At 70.4% G+C, this 23,184-nt stretch carries 20 protein-coding genes; 6 read left to right on the forward strand and 14 right to left on the reverse strand.

The window, feature by feature from the left end; all coding sequences use genetic code 11:
- Positions 1–58: 58 nt before the first annotated feature.
- Entirely contained in the window at positions 59–1,438 is a 1,380-nt protein-coding gene (locus EDC82_RS02480; protein ID WP_131940502.1) for a M1 family metallopeptidase, read from the reverse strand.
- Complete coding sequence (locus tag EDC82_RS02485; protein WP_131940504.1) at positions 1,438–5,610, reverse strand: Pls/PosA family non-ribosomal peptide synthetase; 4,173 nt, start codon at positions 5,608–5,610, stop codon at positions 1,438–1,440. The genes EDC82_RS02480 and EDC82_RS02485 overlap by 1 nt, the downstream gene beginning before the upstream one ends.
- A 211-nt stretch (positions 5,611–5,821) precedes the next feature.
- Here EDC82_RS02485 and EDC82_RS02490 point away from each other — a divergent pair, with 211 nt between their 5' ends.
- Positions 5,822–6,868: an ATP-dependent 6-phosphofructokinase gene (locus EDC82_RS02490; protein WP_006945748.1), complete on the forward strand. Its 1,047-nt coding sequence runs from the start codon at positions 5,822–5,824 to the stop codon at positions 6,866–6,868.
- 6 nt (positions 6,869–6,874) lie between these two features.
- On the forward strand, positions 6,875–7,288 hold the full coding sequence (locus EDC82_RS02495; protein WP_006945701.1) for a hypothetical protein: 414 nt from the start codon (positions 6,875–6,877) through the stop codon (positions 7,286–7,288).
- A gap of 172 nt (positions 7,289–7,460) precedes the next feature.
- Here the strand turns inward: EDC82_RS02495 and EDC82_RS02500 are convergent, their stop codons facing one another.
- Both EDC82_RS02500 and EDC82_RS02505 read right to left on the reverse strand, forming a co-directional pair.
- Complete coding sequence (locus EDC82_RS02500; RefSeq protein WP_131940506.1) at positions 7,461–7,946, reverse strand: hypothetical protein; 486 nt, start codon at positions 7,944–7,946, stop codon at positions 7,461–7,463.
- A 10-nt stretch (positions 7,947–7,956) separates the two neighbouring features.
- Entirely contained in the window at positions 7,957–8,853 is an 897-nt protein-coding gene (locus EDC82_RS02505) for a lysoplasmalogenase family protein (protein ID WP_006945680.1), read from the reverse strand.
- A gap of 254 nt (positions 8,854–9,107) precedes the next feature.
- Here EDC82_RS02505 and EDC82_RS02510 point away from each other — a divergent pair, with 254 nt between their 5' ends.
- A complete protein-coding gene (locus EDC82_RS02510) occupies positions 9,108–9,548 on the forward strand; it encodes a hypothetical protein (RefSeq protein ID WP_006945714.1) in 441 nt (146 codons plus the stop codon).
- A gap of 301 nt (positions 9,549–9,849) precedes the next feature.
- On the opposite strand, the gene EDC82_RS02515 is transcribed toward EDC82_RS02510, so the two are convergent.
- Positions 9,850–10,899 (reverse strand): pirin family protein, encoded by a 1,050-nt coding sequence (locus tag EDC82_RS02515; protein WP_006945690.1) that lies wholly within the window; start codon positions 10,897–10,899, stop codon positions 9,850–9,852.
- Positions 10,900–11,166: 267 nt separating this feature from the next.
- Between EDC82_RS02515 and EDC82_RS02520 the strand changes: the two genes are divergently transcribed.
- The gene (locus tag EDC82_RS02520) at positions 11,167–13,458 is read left to right on the forward strand and encodes a bifunctional UDP-sugar hydrolase/5'-nucleotidase (protein ID WP_131940508.1); all 2,292 of its coding nucleotides are present in this window, start codon (positions 11,167–11,169) and stop codon (positions 13,456–13,458) included.
- Here the strand turns inward: EDC82_RS02520 and EDC82_RS02525 are convergent.
- Positions 13,449–14,513, reverse strand: a complete 1,065-nt coding sequence (locus EDC82_RS02525; RefSeq protein ID WP_131940510.1) for a hypothetical protein — start codon at positions 14,511–14,513, stop codon at positions 13,449–13,451. The two genes, EDC82_RS02520 and EDC82_RS02525, sit on opposite strands and share 10 nt — an antisense overlap.
- Positions 14,514–14,824: 311 nt before the next feature.
- Here EDC82_RS02525 and EDC82_RS02530 point away from each other — a divergent pair, with 311 nt between their 5' ends.
- The gene (locus EDC82_RS02530; RefSeq protein WP_131940512.1) at positions 14,825–15,553 is read left to right on the forward strand and encodes a response regulator transcription factor; all 729 of its coding nucleotides are present in this window, start codon (positions 14,825–14,827) and stop codon (positions 15,551–15,553) included.
- Entirely contained in the window at positions 15,550–17,076 is a 1,527-nt protein-coding gene (locus EDC82_RS02535; protein WP_131940514.1) for a HAMP domain-containing sensor histidine kinase, read from the forward strand. Before EDC82_RS02530 ends, EDC82_RS02535 begins: the two co-directional genes overlap by 4 nt.
- A gap of 70 nt (positions 17,077–17,146) precedes the next feature.
- Here the strand turns inward: EDC82_RS02535 and crcB are convergent, their stop codons facing one another.
- The 8 genes from crcB to EDC82_RS02575 form a co-directional block, all read right to left on the reverse strand.
- A complete protein-coding gene (crcB, locus tag EDC82_RS02540; RefSeq protein ID WP_131940516.1) occupies positions 17,147–17,494 on the reverse strand; it encodes a fluoride efflux transporter CrcB in 348 nt (115 codons plus the stop codon).
- Positions 17,494–17,880: a CrcB family protein gene (locus EDC82_RS02545; RefSeq protein WP_235006087.1), complete on the reverse strand. Its 387-nt coding sequence runs from the start codon at positions 17,878–17,880 to the stop codon at positions 17,494–17,496. Before EDC82_RS02545 ends, crcB begins: the two co-directional genes overlap by 1 nt.
- A gap of 112 nt (positions 17,881–17,992) precedes the next feature.
- The gene (locus tag EDC82_RS02550; protein ID WP_131940518.1) at positions 17,993–20,032 is read right to left on the reverse strand and encodes a PhoX family phosphatase; all 2,040 of its coding nucleotides are present in this window, start codon (positions 20,030–20,032) and stop codon (positions 17,993–17,995) included.
- A gap of 156 nt (positions 20,033–20,188) precedes the next feature.
- Positions 20,189–20,803, reverse strand: a complete 615-nt coding sequence (locus tag EDC82_RS02555) for a methylated-DNA--[protein]-cysteine S-methyltransferase (RefSeq protein WP_006945660.1) — start codon at positions 20,801–20,803, stop codon at positions 20,189–20,191.
- Entirely contained in the window at positions 20,803–21,390 is a 588-nt protein-coding gene (locus EDC82_RS02560; protein WP_131941983.1) for an RNA polymerase sigma factor, read from the reverse strand. The genes EDC82_RS02555 and EDC82_RS02560 overlap by 1 nt, the downstream gene beginning before the upstream one ends.
- 85 nt (positions 21,391–21,475) lie before the next feature.
- Entirely contained in the window at positions 21,476–22,051 is a 576-nt protein-coding gene (locus EDC82_RS02565; RefSeq protein WP_131940520.1) for a methylated-DNA--[protein]-cysteine S-methyltransferase, read from the reverse strand.
- On the reverse strand, positions 22,048–22,443 hold the full coding sequence (locus EDC82_RS02570; RefSeq protein ID WP_131940522.1) for a MazG nucleotide pyrophosphohydrolase domain-containing protein: 396 nt from the start codon (positions 22,441–22,443) through the stop codon (positions 22,048–22,050). Before EDC82_RS02570 ends, EDC82_RS02565 begins: the two co-directional genes overlap by 4 nt.
- Before the next feature lie 129 nt (positions 22,444–22,572).
- Complete coding sequence (locus tag EDC82_RS02575) at positions 22,573–23,115, reverse strand: O-acetyl-ADP-ribose deacetylase (RefSeq protein ID WP_006945675.1); 543 nt, start codon at positions 23,113–23,115, stop codon at positions 22,573–22,575.
- Between the last annotated feature and the right edge of the window lie 69 nt (positions 23,116–23,184).

The following is a 23,184-nucleotide window of genomic DNA, read 5'->3' on the forward strand; positions in this document are numbered from 1 at the left end:
GGTGGCGGCGCCGCGTACCCATCTGCGATTCCTGTCCACATTCAGTGGCTCGAGCGGGTCAGACGCGCGTGGAGCCTGGCCCAGGCAGCTGCGGCAGGGGGAGGGTCTCGAGCCACTCGGCGATGAGGGCGCCCACGGGTTCGACGCCGGCTGCGGCAGCCACCTCGTCCGCGAGCCGCACGAACTGCTGCGTCGTCACCGTCTTGCCGGTGTTCTCGGCCACCCATCGCTGCAGCAGCGTGAAGAACGCGGCGTCACCCATCGTCAGGCGCAGGGCGTGCAGCGTCAGCGCTCCGCGCTTGTAGACGCGGTCGTCGAACATGTCCTTCGGGCCCGGATCGTGCAGGCGCAGATCCTTCGGCAGCCGCGACAGGCGCAGCCACGCCTCGCGCGCCCGCTGGTCGGCGCTCCCGAGATGGATCTCCTCGCTCCACAGCCACTCGCTGTAGCAGGCGAAACCCTCGTGGAGCCAGATGTCCTCCCACGACGCCGCCGTCACGGCGTTGCCGAACCACTGGTGCGCGAGTTCGTGCGCGATGAGGCGCTGCGCGTCCCAGCCGCGGTTCGCGAAGTTGGAACCGAACGTCGACAACGTCTGCGACTCGAGGGGGATCTCGAGCGGGTCGTCGGTGATGACGGCCGTGTACGAGGCGAAGGGGTACGCGCCGAAGCGCGAGGAGAAGAAATCGATCATGTGCAGCTGGTCGGAGAACGCCTCTCGGACCGGCTCACGCAGACGAGGCGGGAAGACGAGGCGGACGTCCGTCGGCTTCGCCTGGATCTGACGGGTCTGGTACGGCCCGATCTGCAACGTCGCCAGGTACGGAGACATGGGTGCTGTGCACTCGTACGTCCACGTCGCACGTCGGCCCGTGTGACGGCGGCGCAGCAGAGTGCCGTTGGCGACGACGTGGTACTCGGCATCCGTCGTCACGGCGAAGCGGTAGACGGCCTTGTCCGCGGCACGGTCGTTGCATGGGAACCACGTCGGCGAACCGTGGGGCTGCGACGCGACGATGACGCCGTTCTCCAGCTCCTCCCAGCCCGCGTCGCCATCGGGCCCGCGCATCGGACCGGGCGAACCTTTGTAGGCGACGGTGACGGTGAAGCGCGCGCCCGGCGCGAGCGGCTGCGCGAACCGGATGAACAGCCGCGAACGCTCCTGGCCGAACCGCGCCATCTTCGCGCCCGACACCGTCAGCTTCGCGACCTTGAGCCGGTGATGCAGGTCGAGTTCGATCCGGCGCACCCCGCCGTCGTCGAGCGAGGCCTCCGGCACGTCGTCGACGATGCGGCAGGCGAGCGCGGCCGTGGCGTCGAGACGGTTACCGGCGGGCGTGTAGTCGAGGGTCAGATCGTAGGAATCGACGCCGAACGCCAGATCGCCGTGACCCGGGACGTAGGGGTCGGCGCCGCCGCTCGGAGTGCTGCTGAACATCAGGAATCGCTTTCGGGTCGTGCGGTCGGCGTGGCGTCGCGTCCCTCGAAGGAGGCGCCGTTCGTGACGGGTTGCCCGTCGCCGGGGTGTTCGTCGGATGCTACCGGTGAGGACGGTTCGTCGTGGAACTCGACGTGGGTCGCGCCCTGCGAAGTGCGCGCCGCTTCGTCATCGTGCGCGACGGCGTCGGTTTCCATCTCGCCGCCGTCGCGGCGGGCGTCGGCGGGGTTCTCGTCCTCGATCCACGGGCCGATGGGATTGCCGAGCCAGCGGGTCTTGTCAGGCACGCTCTCGCCGCGCATGACGAGGGACGTCGGCCCGACGGTCGCGTGTGTGCCGATCTTCGCAGCGGGCAGGACGACGCTGTTGGGGCCAAGCGTCGCGCCGGCGCCGAGGGTGACGGTGTCCATCGCGAGGATGCGGTCGTGGAACAGGTGAGTCTGCACGACACAACCCGAGTTGACGCAGGCGCCGTCGCCGAGGCGGATGAGGTCGGCTTCGGGCAGCCAGTACGTCTCGCACCACACGCCGTGGCCGATCTTCGCTCCCATCGCGCGCAGCCACAGGTTGAGCACCGGCGTGCCGCCGTTGGCGCGGATGAGCCAGGGCGCGGCGACGACCTCGGTGAACGTGTCGGCGAGTTCGTTGCGCCACACGAACGAACTCCACAGCGGGTATTCGGTGACGCGCAGGCGCCCGACCAGTAGCCACTTCGCGATGACGGCGGACGCCCCGCCGAGCGCGCCGAAACCGACGAGCACGAATCCTGCCGTCAGCGCCGCCAGCCACCACGAGTGCGTGTCGGCGACCCACAGCATCGTCAGCGCTGCACCGGCGATGAGCGCCGAGTGCAGCGACTGCGGGATGATCCGCAGCGCCTCGACGACGGCGCGCGCGACACGCAGCTTTGTCGGCGGCGCGGTGGTACGGGAGGCGTCCGTCTCACCGGCCTGGCGGCGCAGACGTTGCGGCGGCGAGCCGAGCCAGCTCGTGCCCTTCTTCGCCGCCCCGCGTGCGGGCGCGGCCGACAGTACGGCGACGAGGCCGCGCTTCGGCACCTTGCGCCCGGGCGCGGCCATGCCCGAGTTGCCGATGAAGGCACCCTTGCCGACCTTGACGGGCGCGATGCGAATCCAGCCGCCGCCGAGTTCGTAGTTGGCGACGAGGGTGTCGTCGGCGAGGAACGCGCCCTCGCCGACGTCCGCCATCTTCGGCAGCATGAGCACGGTCGAGGCCTCGACCTCACGTCCGATCTTCGCGCCGAGCGCGCGCAGCCAGTTCGGCGTCAGCGTGCTCGAGTAGAGCGGGAACAGCCAGGTGCGGGCCTCGTCGAGGATGCGCATGGTCGTCCACGCGCGCCAGCCCTGACCGCCGTGAATCGCGTGGTGACCGGCGACGAGGCCGCGGCCGAGGGCGCGCACCGCAGCCAGGATGACGAGGGCCGTGACGACGAAACCGACGAGCGTCGCTGGGATGACGCCGATCGCGCCGATGCGGGCGATGTCCGCGACCGAGTCGGCGTGACGCAGCCAGGGCCACAGCACGGCCAGCCCGGCCGCCGAACCCACCGCGGGGATGAGCGACGCGGCCATGCCGGTCGCGCCGTACGCGACGAGCCAGATCGGCTTGTTCGGTGGCGCCTGCTCGTCCCACGGGCCGCGTGCGGTGCCGATGTGCTCGGCGGGCGCCCCGGACCAGAGCTGGTCGGCGGGCACGCGACCGAACACGCCCGAACCGGGAGCGATCTCCGCGCGCTTGCCGACGCGGGCGCCGGGCAGCAGCGTCGAGCGCGTGCCGACGCGGGCGTTCGGTCCGACCTCGATGCGTCCGAGATGGAACGTGTCACCGTCGATCCAGTGCCCGCGCAGCTCCACCTCGGGCTCGATCGAGCAGCCCTTGCCGAGCGTGAGGAAGCCGGTGACGGGCGGCAGGCTGTGCAGGTCGACGTGCTTCTTGATGTCGCAGCCGAGCAGGCGGCCGTAGAACTTGACGAGCGGCGCACCGGCGAGGTTGGTGGCGCCCAGTTCGTCGGCGATGCGTTCGGCGAGCCAGACGCGCAGGTGGGTGCGTCCACCGCGGCTGTACGCGCCCGGCGTCACCCCCGCGAGGATGGTGCGGGCGAATCCGGCGGCCAGCAGCATCCGCCCCGGCGGGGCGACGAACAGCACCCAGCCCACGAGGATCCACCACCAGCTCAGCGTCGGCACCCACGTCATGCCGGAGGCGTGCGCGAGGTTCGCGCCGGCACCCAACCACGTCAGCCAACGCAGCGCCGAGAACTGGCGTACAGCGAGCGACGCGACGACCTGCAACGTCTGCGTGCTGCGGCGCACCTTGACGACGTTGTCGTTCAATCGCCCGGTGGGAGAGGACATCTGGTCGATCGTCGCGGCGAGTTCGGTGATCGAGTTCGCCTCGTAGACGTCGGCGACGGTGATCTCCGGGTTCGTCTCACGCAGCCGCGCGACGAGCTGCGCCGCCGTCAGCGAGCCGCCGCCGAGGTCGAAGAAGTTGTCGTCCGGCGACGTAGGGGGAGTGCCCAGGATGCTGGCGAACAGCTCCTGCAGCCGCGCCGCCGTGCCTGTGAACGTCTCGCCGTCGCCGTCACCCGTCGGGATCTCGAGGGGCCACGGCAGCGCATCGCGGTCGATCTTGCCGGAGGTGCGCGTCGGCAGCGTGTCGACGACGGCGAGCTGCGGCACGAGCGCCGCGGGCATCGTCTCGCGCAGGTGCGCGGTGGCGGCCTTGCGGTCGAAGCCGTCCTTGACGGTGAGGTAGCCGACGAGCAGCTTGTTGCCCGTCTCCGAGGTACGCACCGCCGCAGCCGCACCACTGACGTGCGGCAGTTGCAGCAGCGCGGAGTCGACCTCGCCGAGCTCGATGCGTCGGCCGTTGAGTTTGATCTGGTCGTCGGCGCGGCCTTGGAACGTCAGACCAATCGGATCGTTGACGACGATGTCGCCGCTTCGGTACGCGCGATCCCACCCGAGCGTCGGCATCGGCGCGTACTTCTCCGCGTCCTTGGCCGGATCGAGGTAGCGCGCGAGGCCGACGCCGCCGATGATGAGCTCGCCCGCCTCACCCTGCGGCACGGGGTTGCCCTCGGAGTCGACGACGGCGAGATCCCACCCGTCGAGGGGCAAGCCGATGCGCACGGGTGGCTCACCCGTCAGCTGCGCGGCGCAGGCGACGACGGTCGCCTCCGTCGGGCCGTAGGTATTCCACACCTCGCGGGCCTCGGTCGCGAGACGGGCGCCGATCTCGGGCGGGCACGCCTCGCCGCCGAGGATGACGAGGCGGACGTCCTTGATCGCCTCGTGCGGCCACAGCGCGACGAGCGTCGGCACCGTCGAGATGATCGTGATGTCGTTCGCCGTCAGCCACGGCCCCAGATCCATGCCCGACTTCACGAGGCTGCGCGGTGCGGGCACGAGGCAGGCACCGTAGCGCCACGCGAGCCACATCTCCTCGCAGCTCGCGTCGAACGCGACGGACAGACCCGCCATGACGCGATCACCCGGCCCGATGGGTGCGTTCTGCAGGAACAGGTTGGCCTCGGCGTCGACGAACGCCGCAGCGTTGCGATGCGTGACGGCGACGCCCTTCGGCTTGCCCGTCGAACCCGAGGTGAAGATGATCCACGCGTCGTCGGTGAGGGCAGGGTCGCCGGTGCGCACGTCGTCATGCGCCGCGGCGTCGTCGGCGTGCGGCGCGCGGGGGCTGATGACGAGGTCTTTGCCGACGATGGCGGCGACGTCGGCCTCGCCGAAGACGGTGTCGGCGCGCTCGTCGGGGTCGTCGAAGTCGACCGGCACGTACGCGCAGCCCGCGACGAGCGTCCCCGCGATCGCGACGTACAGATCAAGGGTTCCCGACGGGATGCGGATGCCGATGCGCTCACCCGAACCGATGCCCAGCTCGTGCAGGGCGTCGGCGAACTGCTCTGCGGCCTGGGCGAATTCGGCGTACGTCAGCACGTCCTGGCCGTTGTCGACGGCCGGGTCGTCCGGGTGCGCGGCGACGCTCGCGCGCAGGATGTCGACGAGTGTGCGCGGCGCGGGAGCCAGATCGCCACGCAGCAACGGGTCGCGGGTTCCGGATGGCTCTGGCTCCGCAGCCTCCGGCTCGGTGGGAACAGGGGCTTGAGGCGTCGTGTCGTCGGGGCGCGTCATGCTCACGGATCCTGCCGTCGAGGTGTGGTGACACCTTATCGTAATGGGCAACGCTCCTCCCGACGGGTGTCCCCCGCGCACGCGCGATGCGTCGCGCCGGCTGCCGTCCCATCCACATGGCTGCGGGTCTACTCGTCCGTAGGGAGAGACGCGACGTCCCACCCGGCGGTGCGGGTGCCCCCTGCCGCCGCGCATGGGAGAAACTAGGCGCATGAGCATCGGCATCCTGACCTCTGGCGGCGACTGCCCCGGCCTCAACGCCGTCATCCGTGGCGCGGTGATGAAGGGCGACAAGATCTATGAGCAGGAGTTCGCCGGCATCCGTGACGGGTGGCGCGGCCTCATCGTCGACGACGTGTTCTCCCTTCCACGCCGTCGCGTGCGTGGGCTGTCCAAGGAGGGGGGCACCATCCTCGGCACCTCCCGAACGCACCCCTACAACGGCATCGACGGCGTCGGAGGCCCCGACGCGATCCGCGCCGTCATGGAACGGCACGGCATGGAGGGGATCATTGCGATCGGAGGCGAGGGCACGCTGTCGGGTGCCGCGCGTCTCGCCGCTGACGGGCTGCCCGTCGTCGGCGTGCCGAAGACCATCGACAACGACCTGTCGGGCACCGACTACACCTTCGGTTTCGACACCGCCGTCTCCATCGCGACCGAGTCGATCGACCGACTGCGCACGACGACGGAGGCGCACCACCGCTGCATGGTCGTCGAGGTCATGGGCCGTCACGTCGGCTGGATCGCACTGCACGCCGGGCTCGCGAGCGGCGCCCACGCCATCCTCATCCCCGAGGTGTCGGTGACGCTCGCGCAGATCACCGAATGGGTACTGCTGACGCAGGCGCGCGGGCGTGCACCCGTCGTCGTCGTGTCCGAGGGGTTCCAGCTGAAGAACGACAAGGGCGAACTCGAGGACATCGCGGCCGAACGCGGCCTCGATGCCGCCGGACGCCCGCGCCTCGGTGGCATCGGTGAGGCGCTCGCACCGCTCATCGAACGCTCAACCGGCATCGAGACGCGCGCCGCGACGCTCGGCCACCTGCAGCGCGGCGGTGTGCCGACGGCCTACGACCGCGTGCTGGCCACGCGCTTCGGGCACGCCGCCATCGACGCCGTCATGCAGCGCAAGTGGGGTCAGATGGTGGCGCTCTCGGGCATCGACATCGTGACGGTGCCGATGGCCGAGGCGACGAAGGAGCTCAAGACCGTCCCGCGCAAGCAGTGGGACGAGGCAGCCGTCCTGTTCGGGTGATCGACGGTGCATGAGACGCGCTGGGCGCGCGCCGTCCGGCGTGGGGGCCAGTACCTCGGCGCCGGTGACGGGGGTGCGGGCGGCCGCGACGACCTCGTCGTCATCGTCGTGTTCGCCCCTGTCAGCCACGTCGACGCGGTGCGTGACGCTGCGGCGCGGGCCGGGGCGGGTGCGATCGGCGACTACCGCGCGTGCTCGTTCAGCGTCACCGGCGAAGGGCGCTTCGAACCGCTCGCCGGCGCGCAGCCGCACATCGGCGCCGTAGGGCGCCCCGAGGTCGTGCAGGAGCAGCGCATCGAAGTCGTGTGCCCGCGGCGCGACGCCGTGCGGGCGCTCGACGCCATGCTCGCCGCGCACCCGTACGAGGAACCGGCCTGGCACGCCTACCGTGCGCTGTCGCGGGAGGATCTTGCGAGGTGATCGCTGCGCGTGATGCGGCGTGGCGACCTCGCATGACACGCTGCGGTGGCCTCGCGTGATGCAGGATGGCGACTGACGAACAGGCAGGCACGCAGTTGCGCGCCTACGTGTGAGTGACCTGCCATCCGGCGGGCGTCTCCTGCGGCGCCGGGCCGGCGAGCACCCAGACCCGTCAGGGCCACAGCCAGCAGTAGACGTGCTTGCCCTCGTCGCCGGCCGTCAGCGCGAGCGCGACGAACTGGGCCAGGAACTCGCCGAGTTCACGTGGGCCGGCTTCCCACTCGTCGGCGTCCTCGGGTGCTTCGACGGCGGCCCATTGGGCGGCGAGGTCGTCGAACGGCCCCTCGCGCGTCGACATGAGCGCGACGAATCCCGGGTCGACCTGCAGGACGAACTTCTGCTCGTCGTCACTCGTCGCGACGAGCGCGGGCCAGCCGTTCGTCACGAACTCCTCGACGGGCACGCCCGTCAACAGCTCGTTGAGGTAGCCGAACGCGAGGCCCGGATCGACGACCTGGGAGGGGACGACGTCGTATTCGACTGCCGGAGCGTCGGATTCGTCGTCGAACGGGATCGAGCGCACGCCCGTCTCGAGGTTGACGAGCGCCGCGGCCTCCTCGTCGGACGCGGCGGCGAAGTAGTCGATCTGCAGAGCCATGCCTGCATTATCACCCGCGGTGACATCGCGCGGGAGTGATGTCGTCGGCGGCCAACGCGTCGACGAGCATCGCGAGCGCCGCGGTGTACGTCGCCACGACGGCGGTGTCGGCGACGCGCCGCAGCCTGCTGTGCGGCAGCAGTTGTCGGGTGACGATGAGGGCGTCGCTCGCGAGGAAGAGGGCCCCGCCACGGGCGGTACGGGCGTCGTCCTGGGCGAGCATGGCCATGGCGACGAGGAGCGCCCCGTAGGTCGCGACGACAGGGTCGGGCAGTGCGGACGATGGCGCGTCGGGCGTGCGCGGCTCGGGGGCGCGCGGCTGAACCCTGGCGGCGTCCGGGTTGTGAGCGGCGCTCGGAGCGCTGTCGTCCGGCACGATCGACGAGACGGAATCGCGCCGGGCGGCAACGTGATCGACCACGGCGAGCGCGGCGAGCGTCGTCACGCCGACTGCGATCGTGCGCGGCGTGAAGCGCTGGCCGCGCGTGCGCATGACGGTGAGCAGGCCGAGCTGCTGCACACCGAATGCGGCCGCGCCGCGACGCAGATGACGGCGAGCCGCCGCGCCCTCGCTGCGCGACTCGGCGAGCATGAGGTGGTCGCCGATGGCCGAGCCGGTGAGGGCGACGAGCAGCGTGCCGGTCGTAGGACGGCGACGCGGGGTCCACGCCCCCGGGCGAGTCGCGACGTCGAGCGCGGCGAGCGGTGCGACGAGATGCTTGGTGACGGCGTGGAGGCGATCGTCGGGCAACAGAGCCCCGAGGCTGGTCGTCGCAGCGACGACGACGTATGCCGCGGCCGAGGGGCGCGTCGTCGCGAGGCGAGCGATTGCAGGGCGCGTGGCCGCGCCGGGAAGTGAGGTGATTGCGCGGCCTGCCGAACGGTGGCGCAGAGGACGCAGTTTCATGCCCGCTCACCGTGCGTCATCGTCATCTCTCCTTGAACTCGGGTTCGGTCTCGGGGCGCGTCAGCGCCGTTCTCGTCCCCTCAGCATCGCAGCTTCGCGATGGCCTCGCGGTGGATATCGACCCCGCGGGCGTGGATAACGGGCAGGCAGCTTCGCGGGGCGGGTTCTGTGTCGCCGGAGTGAGCACGAGGTGGCGAGCTCAGGTTTGCCTGCACTGGTTGGCGCATCTCGCTGCGCGGCCGCATGATCGGCGCATGAATCGCCTGCCCGAACCGCTCGACGAGGTGCTCTTCCCCGCCGAGCTGTTCCGCCCCGAAAGCGTCGACAAGCCCGCCGCGGACGACGGCGTCGTCGCCAACTCACGCCTGACCGCAACGCTCGGGGCCTCGCTCGTCCTCATCCTGAGCGCCGTCGGCGTCACCTTGCTCGACGTCGAGGGGCTCATCGAGTGGCATGCGGGGCTGGGCATCGCCGCGGGCGTCGTCGTCCTCGTCAAGCTGACCTCCACCGGCTACCGGCTCGTGCGTTACTACACGCGCGACGGCCGCTACGTCGCGTCAGGGCCACCGTTCATCGTCCTGCGACTGCTTGCGCCGCTGCTCGTGGTGCTCACTGCGAGCGTCATCGGCACCGGCATCGTGACGCTGTACGAACCGGACACGATCTGGCTGACACTGCACGAGGCGTCGTTCTAGGGGTGGATCATCTGCGCCGCGACGCACGTCCTCGCCTACGTGTGGCGGCTGCCGAAGGTCATCGCAGCTCCGCGCGGTCAGCGCCCACGCCCTCGGACGGCGCCCGCGGTCACGGCCGTCGTCGCCATCGTCACCCTCGCACTGGCCGTCGGCTTCGCGGTGTGGTTCGTCATGCAGATGCCCGCTCTGCCCGTTGGGTGACGACGCCGGCCGGCCCGTCGTGGGCGACGAGCCGGCCTCGAAGGTGGACGAAAATCGCCGATGGGGACGAAAATCGCAGTTGGGGACGGCGGCGCGGTGGTCAGGGGGTCGTGATGGTGCCCCCGTGCGGCATGGCGGCCACGGCGTCGCGCAGTTCGGCCTCCGTCGCGCGGTAGGGGCGCAGGGCGTCCGCGGGGACGCGGCCGAGGCGTCCTGAGCGGAAGTCCTCGAACGCCGCCATGACCTCCGCCTTCGTGTTCATGACGAAGGGACCGTACTGCACGACGGGTTCCTTGATGGGGCGACCGCCGAGCAGCAGCACCTCGAGCGACGGGGTCTCGACGTCCTGGCGGGCGTCGGCGGTCAGCGTCATGAGGTCACCGGCGCTCGTGACGATCGTCTGACCCGCCGAGATGGGCCGGGGCGACGAACCGTCAGCGGGCGTGCTGCCGATGGTGCCCGAACCGGACAGGACGAACACGAGGCCGTTGTAGGACGCCTCCCACGGGATGTCGGCGCGCACGCCGGCAGGGATCGTCGCGTGTGCCATCGTGATCGGCGTGTGCGTGCTGCCCGGGCCGCGGAAGCCGCCGATGGAGCCGGCGATGATGCGGATGAGCGCGGCACCGTCGTGCGTCGTCACGAGCTCGGAGTCCGTGCCGTCGATGTTCTGGTATCGCGGGTCGGCGAACTTCTGCGCGGCCGGCAGGTTGACCCACAGCTGGATGCCGTGGAAGAAACCGCCCGAGACGACGAGCTCGGCCGGGGGCGTCTCGATGTGCAGCACGCCCGAACCGGCCGTCATCCACTGGGTGGCGCCGTTCTCGATCATGCCGCCACCCCCGTGCGAATCTTGGTGCTGGAAGCGCCCGTCCATGATATAGGTGACGGTCTCGAAACCGCGATGCGGGTGCCAGTCGGTGCCCTTCGGCTCGCCCGGGGCGTAGTTGACGGCGCCCATCTCGTCCATGTGGACGAAGGGGTCGAGCTCGTCGTGGGGTATGCCGGCGAAGGCGCGCGTGACCGGGAAACCCTCGCCCTCGTACCCCTTCGGGCCGGCCACGTGACGGGTGACGCGGCGCTCGCGGGCCGTGGCCGCGGGTGCGGCGAGGCGCGGCAGCGTGAGCGTGTCTGCGGTGACGGCGGGCATGTGATCCTCCTGGCGATCGGTTGCCTGGTTCAACCTAGTTTACATTTCAACTATTCCGCCTGGCGGGGCGGGTGAGGTGGACGGCCGCCGCCGCGGTTTCGCCCGTGGTCGACGACGTCAGGCGAACACTTGGTGAACATCACGCGCAGGGGGCGCTGGGGGCACCCAGGGGGCGGCCAGCCTGCGCACAATGAGGCGCTGTCCTTCCCCGCGGCGACGTGCCCCAGGCCGAGCGTCCGCCGAACACTTCGAACCTCGAGGAACCTCATGACCAACCGCATCGCGCGCACCTGTGCCCTCTCCGGTGTGCTCGCACTCGCCTTCGCCGGTGCCCTGACGCCTGCCGCGAACGCCGCCACCGTCGTTCCCGCGCTCGACGCCGACCTCACGCCCGTCACGCTGCTCGGCACCAACGATTTCCACGGCCACTTCACGAAGGACTTCGCCTGCACCGTCGCCTCGGCCGAGCAGGAGTTCCCGGGTTCGGCGTTCATCTCGGCCGGTGACAACGTCGGCGGTTCGCCGTTCGAGTCGGCCTCGCAGGACGACAACCCGTCGATCGACTACCTCAACGCCCTGAAGCTGCAGGTCTCCTCCGTCGGCAACCACGAGTTCGACAAGGGCTTCGACGACCTGACCGGTCACGTCCAGTCGCGCGCGCAGTGGACCTACCTCGGTGCCAACGTCTACGAGAAGGGCACGACGACGCCCGCGCTGCCCGAGTACAAGGTGCTCGACGTCAACGGCGTCAAGGTCGCCGTCGTCGGTGCCGTCACGACGGACACGAAGAACATGGTCGGCGCCGACGGCATCGCGAGCATCGACTTCGGTGACCCCGTGGCCGCCGTCAACCGTGTCGCGGCGAAGCTGAAGGACGGCGACCCGTCGAACGGTGAGGCCGACGTCGTCGTCGCCGAGTACCACGAGGGTGCGCCGGAGGGCGGCAGCGCGACGCTGGAGCAGATGGAATCCGCGAGCCCCGTCTTCAAGAACATCGTGACGAAGACGAGCGCGAACGTCTCTGCGATCTTCACCGGCCATACCCACCAGCTGTACGACTGGGACGCTCCCGTGCCTGACGGCGACGGCACGCGCCCGATCATCCAGACCGACTTCTACGCGCACAACCTGGGCATCCTCAACCTCGGCTACGACAAGGCCTCGGGGAAGGTGAAGCAGTACTCCGTCGTCAACCGCAAGGTCACGGCGCCGACGGACGCCTGCGCGTCGCTGCCCGCCTACACCGCTGCCGCCTCCATCGTCGACTCGGCGAACGCCCGCGCCGCGCAGATCGGTCAGCAGGTCATCGCACAGGCCACGGGCCCGATCACCTCGGCGCTCAAGCCCGACGGCTCGCGCGACGACCGTCTCGCCGAGTCGAACCTGTCGAACGCCATCGCGCAGAGCTACGTCGACTCCCTCAACGCGCCCGGTCGCCCGGGCAGCGTCGAGATCGGCATCATGAACCCCGGCGGCGTGCGCGCCGACCTCGTCCCCGACGCCGCGGGCAACCTGACGTTCGCGCAGGCCGCGGCCGTCATGCCGTTCAACAACACGGTCGCGACGCGTGAGATCTCGGGCGCGACGTTCGTCAAGCTCCTCGAGCAGCAGTGGCAGCCCGACGGCGCCTCCCGCCCGTTCCTCAAGATGGGCCTGTCGAGCAACGTCACGTACACGTTCGACGAGACCAAGCCCGCGGGCTCGCGCATCACCAGCGTCATGGTGGGCGGCAAGCCCATCGACCCGGCGGCGAAGTACACCGTCGCGTCCAACTCCTTCCTCATGGCCGGCGGCGACAACTTCACCGCCCTCAACGAGGGTGGCCCGATCTCCGACTCCGGTCTCATCGACCAGGGCCTGTTCGTCGAGTGGCTCAAGGCGCACAGCCCGGTGAAGCCGTCGTACGCCAAGCAGTCGCTGTCCATCCATGGCCAGCCGACGAGCGTCAAGGCCGGGGAGAAGGTCGAGTTCACCGCCTCCGGCTTCGACATGACGAGCAAGAACTCGCCGACGAACACCTCGGTCGAGGTCTCGATCGGTGGCCACGTGGTCGGAACGTTCCCGATCAGCGCGACGAGCGCCGCCACCCCGCCCTACCCGGCCAACCACGGTGAGGCCACGATCTCGTTCACCGCCCCGAGCGACCTCGCCGCCGGCGACGCCGTGATCACGCTGAGGGCCAAGGAATCCGGCACGACGGGCAGCTTCCCCGTGACGCTCGAGGCCGGCGCCACGACGACCCCGACGCCGACGACCGAGCCGACGACGCCGACGACCGAGCCCACGACGCCGACGACGGAACCGACGACGCCGACGACCGAGCCGACCACGCCGACGACCGAGCCCACGCCGCCGCCGGCCGGTTCGACGAGCTCCACCACCGGCGCGACGGAGACCGGTTCCGCTTCCGACGGCACGTCCCCGAGCACGACGACGGGGCCGAAGGTCGACACCGATGGCGTGAGCAACGAGCGCGCCGTCACAGGCCTCGCGGGCCTGGCTGTCGTCGTGGTGGCTGCCGGCGCGGGCATCGCGATGCGTCTGCGCCGTCAGAGCTGATCGTCGACAGCAGGGGGCTCATCGGCCCCCTCACGCGCAGCGCCGTCGTCGCTCACGCTGGGGCGGCGGCGCTTCGCCGTGAGCGCGCCGCGCCACATCTGGTGCTCGATCGCGGCGGGCGTGATGCCCAACTGGACGGCCGCGGAGACGATGACGGCGTGGAGCTCGTCGGCGGTGAGGGTGTGGCCGGTGGCGCGGCGCGCGAAGGATCGGGTGAGGGGGCACAACATGACGTCGTCGCACCCTGCGGCGAGCAGCAGGTGACGCCACGTCGAGCCGGACGACTGGCCGGGCAGCGCGCACCAGGCCCGTCGGAGGTCGTCGTCGTGGGCGGCCGCCACCAGGTCGGCGCATGACTCGATACCTCGGCCCGCGAGGAGCGCCGCCGCCTGACGGATGACGGCGCTCTTGTGGGGTGCGTCCACACTGGCGCGGGTGCGGTGGCCGGTGCCGATCTCCTCCCGCCACGTCGTCTCGCCCATGAGATCGAACGCGTGCAGCAGCTCCGACGCGGTGCCCGCCCCGAACGCGGCCTCGTGGCGGGCGACGACGGCGTCGACGGTGCTCGTCATGACGCGGGGCGTCATCACCGCATCGATGACGGCGCTGCTCAGGCCCTGACGCACCGGCACGGCGCGCCATGCAGACGGAGCGCCGCGCTCGAGCACGACGGCGACTGCGAGGGTCGCCGCGCACGACTCGAGATCGTCCCCTGGAACGAGACCGTCCTCGAGAGCTGGCTCGTTCTCCGGAGCAGGCGCGTCTTCGGGAGCGGCCGACTCACCGGCCGTCGGGTCAGCAGGGGACGGCTGGCTGGCCGACGGCGCCTCGTCCGACCCGAGGCCGGTTTCCGCCGGGCCGCCCGCGTCGGGATCGTCCGCCCCGGGGCCGGTCGCACCGAAATCGCCCGGCAGGCGCTCGTCATGCGGCACGACACCGTCATGTGTCAGGAGGCCGGGGCTCATCCACGCGCCGACGAGCGTCGGTGCGGCGTCGTCGGAGGTGTCAGGCGCGGGGGTGTCGAACAGGGGGCCGGGTGCCAGATCGTCGCTCATGGCTCGAGCGTGGCGGGCGGGCCATGAGCGGCGCCAACGTCAGCACGGCCACCCTGTGGATCAGCCTGCTCCGGCAGCGGAAAGAGCGCTCCCGCCGTCACGGCCTGTGGACGACGCGCCCGCGGTGAGAAGAAAGCGGCGGTGAAGGTCGAGACCTCCACCGCCGCTGGGGTGCCCAGGACGCATCACACCAGGGGGGAACGGGAGCACCTTCCTGGGCACGAAGATGAAACTATCGCCCCTTCCTCAGAATTCCCTCTCATGGAACTGTGGTCTGTTTCGCGCGTCTCGGCGGCTTCTATCGTGGGAGCATGAACACCCGCGAGGCATCCTTTCGTCACGTCACCGGACGTGCAGCGCGCGTCCTCATCGTCGACGACGAGGAGGGCCTGCTCACGTCGCTGTCGGCGGCGTTCACGTTCCAGGGCTGGCAGGTGCTGACGGCGACGACCGGCTCGCAGGCCGTCGCCCTCGCGCGGCGCGAGAGCCCGGACGTCGTCGTCCTCGACATCGGGCTGCCGGACACGGACGGTTTCGACGTCCTCGCCCGCATCCGCTCGATCCTGCCCGAGGCGGGAGTCATCTTCCTCACGGCGCGGGATGCGTTGGAGGACAGGGTGAGTGGCATCCGGCAGGGCGCTGACGACTACCTGACGAAGCCGTTCAGCCTCGAGGAGGTCATCGTCCGCGCCGAGGCGCTCATGCGCCGCAGCGGCATGGTCGCGCAGGGGCAGGGCGAGCATCTCGTCGTCGACGACCTCGTCATCAACACCCTGACGTACGAGGTGTCGCGCGCCGGCGAACCGATCCGTCTGACCGCCACCGAGTTCGCGCTCGCGCGGCACCTGGCGCAGAACGGGCGTCGCGTGTGCTCGAAGCAGGAGTTGCTCGCCGCGGTGTGGGGCGAGGATTTCCAGGGCGGTGAGCACGTCGTCGAGCTCTACATCAGCTACCTGCGCAAGAAGATCGACGGGCCGCATCCGGCGCTCATCCACACAGCGAGGGGCCTCGGATACACGCTGCGACCCGCCGCGGGATGAACCTCGCACGGCTGCGGCCACGCAAGCTGAGCGCGCGCGTCGCGGTGCTCGTCATGACGCTGACGATGGTGCTCGCCGCCATCGGCTGCATCGCCTCGTTCCTGCTGTCACGCGCCGTCATCCACGCGAGCATCGACGACACCCTGCACGTTGCGGTCAACCACGAGCACACGTCGGCGCAGGAGCTGGCGGAAGAACTACCGTCCGGGGCGATCGTCATGGTGCGACGCGGCGACCGGCTCGACGTGCGCACCAACGGCCCCGACCGCGTGGTGGCGGCGGAGGACGCCACCGCGCTGCGAACCGAGCTCGATCGCCCGGACGGCCTGCGCGACGTCAAGCTGCCCGAACGCGACGACATGCGCGTCGCCACGCTGAGGCAGTCCGGCACCGAGGTGCTCGCCGCCGTCAGCGTGGAACCCGCGCAGCGCGACCTCGCCCGCCTCGCCGCGTGGCAACTGGCACTGTGGGTGCCCGCGGGCATCGTGGCGAGCGCCATCGGCGTGTGGCTGACGCGACGTCAGGTGCGGCCCCTGCAGGCCGTCACGCGCACCGCGCGCAGTATCGCCGAGACACCCGCGGAATCGGTGGAGGACGCCGTCAGCCGCCGTGTGCCCGAACCGCGACGAGCCGCCGACGAGGTGGGGGTGCTCACACATTCCATCAATGATCTGCTGCGTCAGGTCGAGGCGGCCCTCGCGCGCCGCGACGAGAGCGAGGCCGCCCTGCGCACCATGCTGGCCGACGTCAGCCATGAACTGCGCACGCCGCTGGCCGTCGTGCGATCGCATGCCGAGCTGTCCGCGTCGATGCTCGCGCGCGCCGTGGAGGCCGAGCGATCCGAGGCGGCGGGCGACTCTGCCGGCGGGGGCCTCTCGGGCGTTGAGCGCCAGGATGGCGGCGTTGACCACGGACGTAGGGCGGCGAGTGACGTCCGCGCGCTCGAGCTCGAGCTGGCGCCATCGCTGCGTCGCATCGAACGCGAGAGCATCCGGATGGCGCGCCTCGTCGAGGATCTGTTGCTCCTCGCCCACCTCGACGCCGGCGAACGCGCGGCACAGGAGAGCGTCGACGTCACGTTCCTCGCGTTGGAGGCGTTGTCCGACGCGAAACTGATGGCGCCGCAGCACCTGTGGGCGTTCGACGCGCCGGACGAGGCGTGCGAGATCGTGGGCGACGAGAACGGGGTGCGCCGCGTCATCGTCAATCTGGTGACGAACGCGCGACGCCACACGCCCGCCGGTACGCGCGTGCAGCTCAGCGTGCGCGATGCCGGCGACAGCGTCGTCGTCGAGGTTGCCGACGACGGGCCGGGGCTGCCCGCGTCCGTCGCCGCCGAACCAGGGCGACGTTTCAAGGGGGCGGCGCGTTCGGACACCGATCGTCGCGGTGGGCTGGGCCTCGCCATCACGATGGCACTCGCGGAGTCGATGGAGGCGAGCATCCACTTCGACTCCAGCACTGCCGGCACGACGGCGATCGTGACGTTGCCGCGCCGCCCCGCAGCGCTCGGGGCTGAGTGAGCTTCGGTTCGAGCCGGTCGCGGTGTCGGATGCGCGCCGCGCGGCTCGGCAGCCGGCTCGAGCCCGGCCGTCAGACGAAGCGGTGAGCCAGCAGGATGACGGCGACGCAGGCGACGACGCTGCCCACCGCGTACCCGAGAGCAGTGGCCGCGCGCCGTTCGCGCAGCAGGGTGAGCGTTTCGACGCTCGCGGTGGAGAACGTCGTGAAGCCGCCGCAGACACCGGTGACGACGAGGGCGCTCAACCATCCTGGGCGAGGATGCGCGGTGAGGACGCCGAGCACGAACGAGCCGAGGAGGTTGACGGCGAACGTCGAGTGGGGCCACGTGCGTGGGCCGCGGGCCTTCATCTCCCCGTCGAGGACGAAGCGCAGGGCCGCTCCGACAGCGCCGCCGAGGGCGATGAGCGGCCACGTCATCATGCGCTGCTCCGAGGTGCCCAACGGGCGGTGACGACGGCCCCCGCCGCCGCGGCTGCGAGGCCGAGCGCGACCTCCGCGGCGGCGAGGCCCACTCCCGACCCAGCGGAGCGTTCGGCGACCTCTCGCGCGAACGTGCTGTACGTCGTGAAGGCCCCGCAGAACCCGGTGCCGAGCAGCAGACGCCAGGCCGAGCGGTCGCCTGCGCGGGTGAAGAACTCGAGCAGCCCGCCGAGGATGCACGCGCCGACGAGGTTGACCGTCAGCGTCGCCCACGGCGCATGCATCGCGGCCGCAACACCGGCGCGGGCCACCGCCCCCGCTGCGCCGCCCAGGGCGACGAGAGCGACCATCGAGACGCGACGATGCAAGGCGGGCGAACTCACGACCCGAGCCTAGGCCATGACGCATGACGCCGGCGGCTCACCCGGTGCGCGGGTGAGCCGCCGGCGCCTGCTCGTCTGACCGCACGGCTCACGCTCGGTCAGACGAGCATCGTCATTTCGCGTAGGAGACGATGACCGACGGGCGGGGGAAGGCGTCCGTGTGCGGCCACGTGCTCGTCGGCTTCTCGAACGTCGCGTCGTCGGTCTCGCCCGGGTGCTGCACGGCCGTGAAGACGGACAGCTGGTCCGGGCTGACGAGCGGCCCGCAGGTCTCGGCGCCGTAGGGCACCGTGAGGAACTGCTGGACGCGGCCGCGCTCCGGCCCGTTCGTCGGGACGCGGAAGAGCCCGTCGTTGGAGCCGAGCTGGTTGCCGTCGGTGGAGATCCACAGGTTGCCGACGGCGTCGAAGGCGACGTTGTCGGGGCAGCTGATCGGGCTGACGTGCTCCTTCGGGAAGCCGGCGAAGTACGTCTCCTGCGCGGCCGGGTCACCGCAGATGAGCATGAGATCCCAGGTGAAGTCGGTCGAGGTCTCGTACCCCTTGCCGCAGGAGCGGCCACGGCCCTCGGTGATCTCGAGGATGTATCCGTTGCGGTTGCCGGACGTGGCCGTGAGCGGCTCGCCCAGCTTCTTGCGCGTCATCGACGAGGCGAGGGGATTGGCCTCGTCCGTGGTGAACTTCTTGCCGCGGTCGGAGTTGTTCGTCAGCGCGCAGTAGATCTTGCCGTTGACGGGGTTCGGCTCGATGTCCTCGGGGCGGTCCATGCGCGTCGGACCGACCTTGTCGGCCGCCAGGCGCGTGTGGACGAGCACCTCCGCGACGCTCATGCCCGGAACGTACGACTTCTTCTCGCTCGTGAGCGGGATCCACGTGCCCGTGCCGTCGTGGACGCCGTCGGCGTCGCCGTCACCGGTGAACTTCGCGACGTAGAGCGTGCCGGCGGACAGCAGTGTCTTGTTGTGGCGGCGTGCGGCGGGCGAGGCACTGCGCTGGTAGCGGTCACGTGAGACGAACTTGTAGATGTACTCGCCCTTCTCGTCGTCGCCGGTGTAGGCGACGACGCGGCCGTCACGTGCGATCGTGACGTTGCAGCCTTCGTGCTTCACACGGCCGAGCATCGTGTGCTTGACGGGCGGGGCTGACGGGTCGAGCGGGTCGAGCTCGACGATCCAACCGAAGCGGTTGGCCTCGTTCGGGGTCTTCGTCAGGTCGAAACGCTCGTCGACGTCCTTCCACCCCTTGCCCTGGCCGGTGATGCCGTACCGCTTGTAGGCATCGGCCTGCTTGGGGTCGAGCGCGCCGGAGGCGTCGAAGTAACCGTGGAAGTTCTCCTCGCCGTGCAGCGTCGTGCCCCACGGCGTGGTACCGCCGGAGCAGTTGGCGAAGGTGCCGAGGATCGTCGTGCCCTTGGGGTCAGCCTTGGTGCGCAGCAGCTCGTGACCAGCGGCGGGGCCGTCGACGCGCAGCGGCGTGCTGGCCGTGATGCGGCGGTTGTAGCGCGAGCGGCGCGGGTCGCTGGCCTTCCATGACCCCTTGGCCCGGCCCTTCTCGATGGCGACGACCGCCAGACCGTGCGCGGCCATCTCGATCTTCTTCTTGAGCAGCTCGTCCGTCCCGGTCGGGAACATCAGTTCCGGGTCGGTGTACTCGTGGTTGACGCTCAGCAGGGCGCGGCGACCGTCGAGCGGGATGATGCCGACATAGTCGTTGTTGTAACCGAACTGCTGCGCCTGTGCCTCGGGCGTCTGGTGGTGGACGTCGAAACGCGGTGCGCGCTTGGTGACGGGGTCGCCCCAACGGATGATCAGGTCGTGCGTGAACCCTTCGGCGTTGACGACGTCATCCTTGCGGTTCGGCGCGACGGAGGTGAAGGAGGCGCGCCCGACGTTGCGCTCGGGTCGCGGGTGGTGGCCGTGCGCAGTGTCCGCCGCAGCAGCCTGCGCGCCGAAACCGGCGAGCACCATGGCGCCCGCGGAGCCCGTGAGCATCGCGCGACGGGCGATGGCACGCTGAGCGAGAGTCTGGAATTCCTCGTTGCCCGAGGTGTTCGGCGTAGGCGCGTCGCACTGGTTGGCGCAGCGGTACTCGCACGTCTTCGCGCTGCGCGAACCGTGGCGGGTATTGATGAGGGGGAGCAGCTTGGGGCTCATGGGGTCTCCTCGCCGGGGCGGAAAGTCGGGAGCTGATCAGGGCGGACGGTGGGGGCGCCCACGCGGGTCGATCCTTGGGCGTCGAGGCAGACACGAGACGTCGCGCAGATGTCGTCGGCGTAAACCCTGAGAGCCGGCTGCATGACTTAGGTGGGCCTAAGGCGCGGCGGCGGACTCGAGCTCGAGCAACCGCTGCTTCGCCTCGACGCCGCCGAGGTAGTTGCCGAGGGAGCCGTCGCTACGCACGACCCGGTGACAGGGGAGGACGATGGGTAGCGGATTGCTCGCGCAGGCACTGCCGACGGCGCGAACCGCGCGGGGGCGTCCCGTCGAGGAGGCGAGATCGGCGTAGCTGATGGTGCGGCCGTAGGGAATCGTGGGCAGGCTCGACTGCACCTCCCGTCGGAAGGGGGCAGTGGACAACGACAGGTCGGGCGTCACGCTGAACTCCACGCGCACCCCGGTGAAGTACAGGTCGAGCTGGCGGCGCAGGGTGTCGGCGGGCTGGGCCGAGCGCAGCGTGCGGCGTCCGAGACGTTCACCGAGGTCGTCGAGCACGGCGTCGAAGCCCTCCGACTCGAACGCGATGCGGACGACGGCGTCGTCGCGGAAGGCGAGCAGGAGCCGGCCGAGCAGCGTCTCGTGCGTCGTCCACACGACGTCGACGTCCCGCGGACGCACATGTTCGAGCAGCCGACTCGTCAGCGCCTCGGTCGATGACGCGTCGGTGAAGGCGTCGATGGTCGTGGTGAACACGTCGTCGCTGGTCATCAGGTGTCCTCTCGGGTCGGGATGAGTCGATGACGCAGCGCGGCGATGGCGTCGGCTCCGCAACGTCGGGCAGCCGCCGTCGAGCAGCCGAGCTTGTCGGCGATCTCCGGGTAGGTCCACTGCCCCACGTAGCGGTGCACGACGACGAACTGTTGCCGTTCGCTCAGAGCGCCCACGTGGCTCCACAACTCGCCGTCCCAGGCCTCGACATCGGCGCCCGGGTGGACGTCGTCGACGAAGAGGCGTTGAAGCGCCTGCCCGGCGTCGTCGTCCTTGGCGGCTCCGGCGCCGAGGCGCCGCGATCGAGTCGAGTCGTGGGCCGCCTCGAGATCGCGGACGAGCTCGGGGTGTGGCGCGGCGCGGCGATTCCGTCGCACGATGTCGACGCTCTTGTGCCGCGCCACGCGCACGAGCCATGCCTCGACGTCCTCGATCTCGTCGAACGGGTAGCCCCGCAGAGCCGCGAGAAACGTCTCGGACCAGGCGTCCTCCGCGTCCGCACCGGGCCCCAGGGTCGCGGCGCACACGCGCAGAACCGTCGGCCCATGGCGTTCGACGATCTCGTGGAAGAGCGGTTGCTGTGTCATCACTCAGGAGTCGTCCGAGAACGACGAAGTGTGAGGTCGGCGAGAGAACTTTTTTCGCAACCGAGCCGAGCGGCGCGAGAACCGTTCAGAACAAACGGGATTCACGGGTCGTCTCGCTCTCCTCGTGGGCGAGGAGCCAGCGTTTGCGATCCAGGCCGCCGGCGAAGCCGACGAGGGAACCGTCCGAGCCGACGACGCGGTGGCACGGCACGATGACGCTGATCGGGTTGTGACCGACGGCCTGCCCGACGCCCTGTGCCTGGCCAGGGGTGGCGACTCCGTCGGGTGAGAGCGACGCCGACAGCTCGCCGTACGTCGTCGTCTCGCCGGGAGGGATCCGCAGCAACAGCTCCCAGACGCTGCGCTGGAACGGGGTGCCGAGCGGGGCGAGCGGAAGGTCGAAATCGGTCCGCTCCCCGGCGAACCAGGCGGTGAGCTGCTGCGCCGCGGCGTCGAGGAGGGCATCGGCGGACCGCTCGACGCGGGTGCCGAACCACGCCGCGTCCGGCTGATGCGCCTGGCCGTCGAAGTAGGCGCCGAGCACCCCGTCACCGCTCACGGCGACGAGCATGTCGCCCAGCGGCGTCGCGAGGCGGGTTGACCGACGATTCTGCGCGCTCGCGCCGTCACCGCGCAGCAGGGGAGGACTCGCGACGGTCATGACGACGCCTGCGGGTCATCGTCGGACGGCTCGGGCCACCGATGGGCGAGTGGCTCGGGCGCCAGACCTGCGGCTCGATCGGCGTGGAACTTCTCCCACGGGAGCCACTTCGTCGTCAGCGCTGATTCGATGTCGATACCCGCGCTCCGCGCGAAGACCAGGATCATGGCGAACGCGTCGGCGACCTCACCCTCGAGGTCCTGGCGCAGCTCGTCGTCGCTCTTGCCCCGGTTTCGACCCTGCCCGCTCGATGCGAGATAGGCCTGCGTGAGCTCCCCGACCTCCTCGGTGAGCTCGAGCAGGACCCACTCCGGCGTGCGCTCCACAGCGAAGTACTCGCCGTACGCAGCCGAGATGCCCTCGATGCGTCCACTCCACTCGTTCAGCTCCATGGTCGAAGCCAACCACGCGGCGCCGACAAGCCATCGAACGTGGCCACCCAACCGGCCCGCAGGAACGCTCCCCGCACCCTGCCGTTGGTCTGCCCGAGAGAGATCCGACTCGCCTTGGCCGGGATGCGGTCAGGCTCGGTCGGCAGCACGTTCGAAAGCGGCGAGTGCGCGATCGTCGTACAGCACGAAACGGATCAACCGGACATGTGCACATCGGGCGGAACGCGCCACCTCGAGAGCGATGCACGCGACCTCTTCGACGTCCCAGCCGTACACGCCCGCGCTGATGGCGGGAAAGGCCACGGAGCGGCATTCCGCCTCGTCGGCGATCCGCAATGACTCGGCGAAACAGGAGCTTAGAAGAGCCGGATCCGTCTGGCCCGCATGACGATTCGGGCCGACAGTGTGGATGACGTAGCGCGCGGGCATCCGCCCCGCGCCGGTGATGACGGCCTCGCCGGTCGGTAATCCGCCCGTCAGCCGTGTCGCGCGCAGCTTGCGACACTCCTCGCGCAGCTGCGGCCCTGCTGCGGCATGGATGGCACCGTCCACGCCGCCACCGCCGAGCAGGCCCGAGTTCGCGGCGTTGACGACGGCGTCGACCTGCTCGGTCGTGATGTCGCCACGCACGATCTCGACGGAGGGGGCCTCATGGACTGTCACGGTGTTCATGGCACCCATCCTGCACCGCGCCGCAGTTCCGCAGGTGGGGACGGGATTCGCGAATGTGACCGAAAATCG

Source organism: Dermacoccus sp. SAI-028 (assembly GCF_004346775.1).
Classification (GTDB): Bacteria; Actinomycetota; Actinomycetes; order Actinomycetales; family Dermatophilaceae; genus Dermacoccus; species Dermacoccus nishinomiyaensis.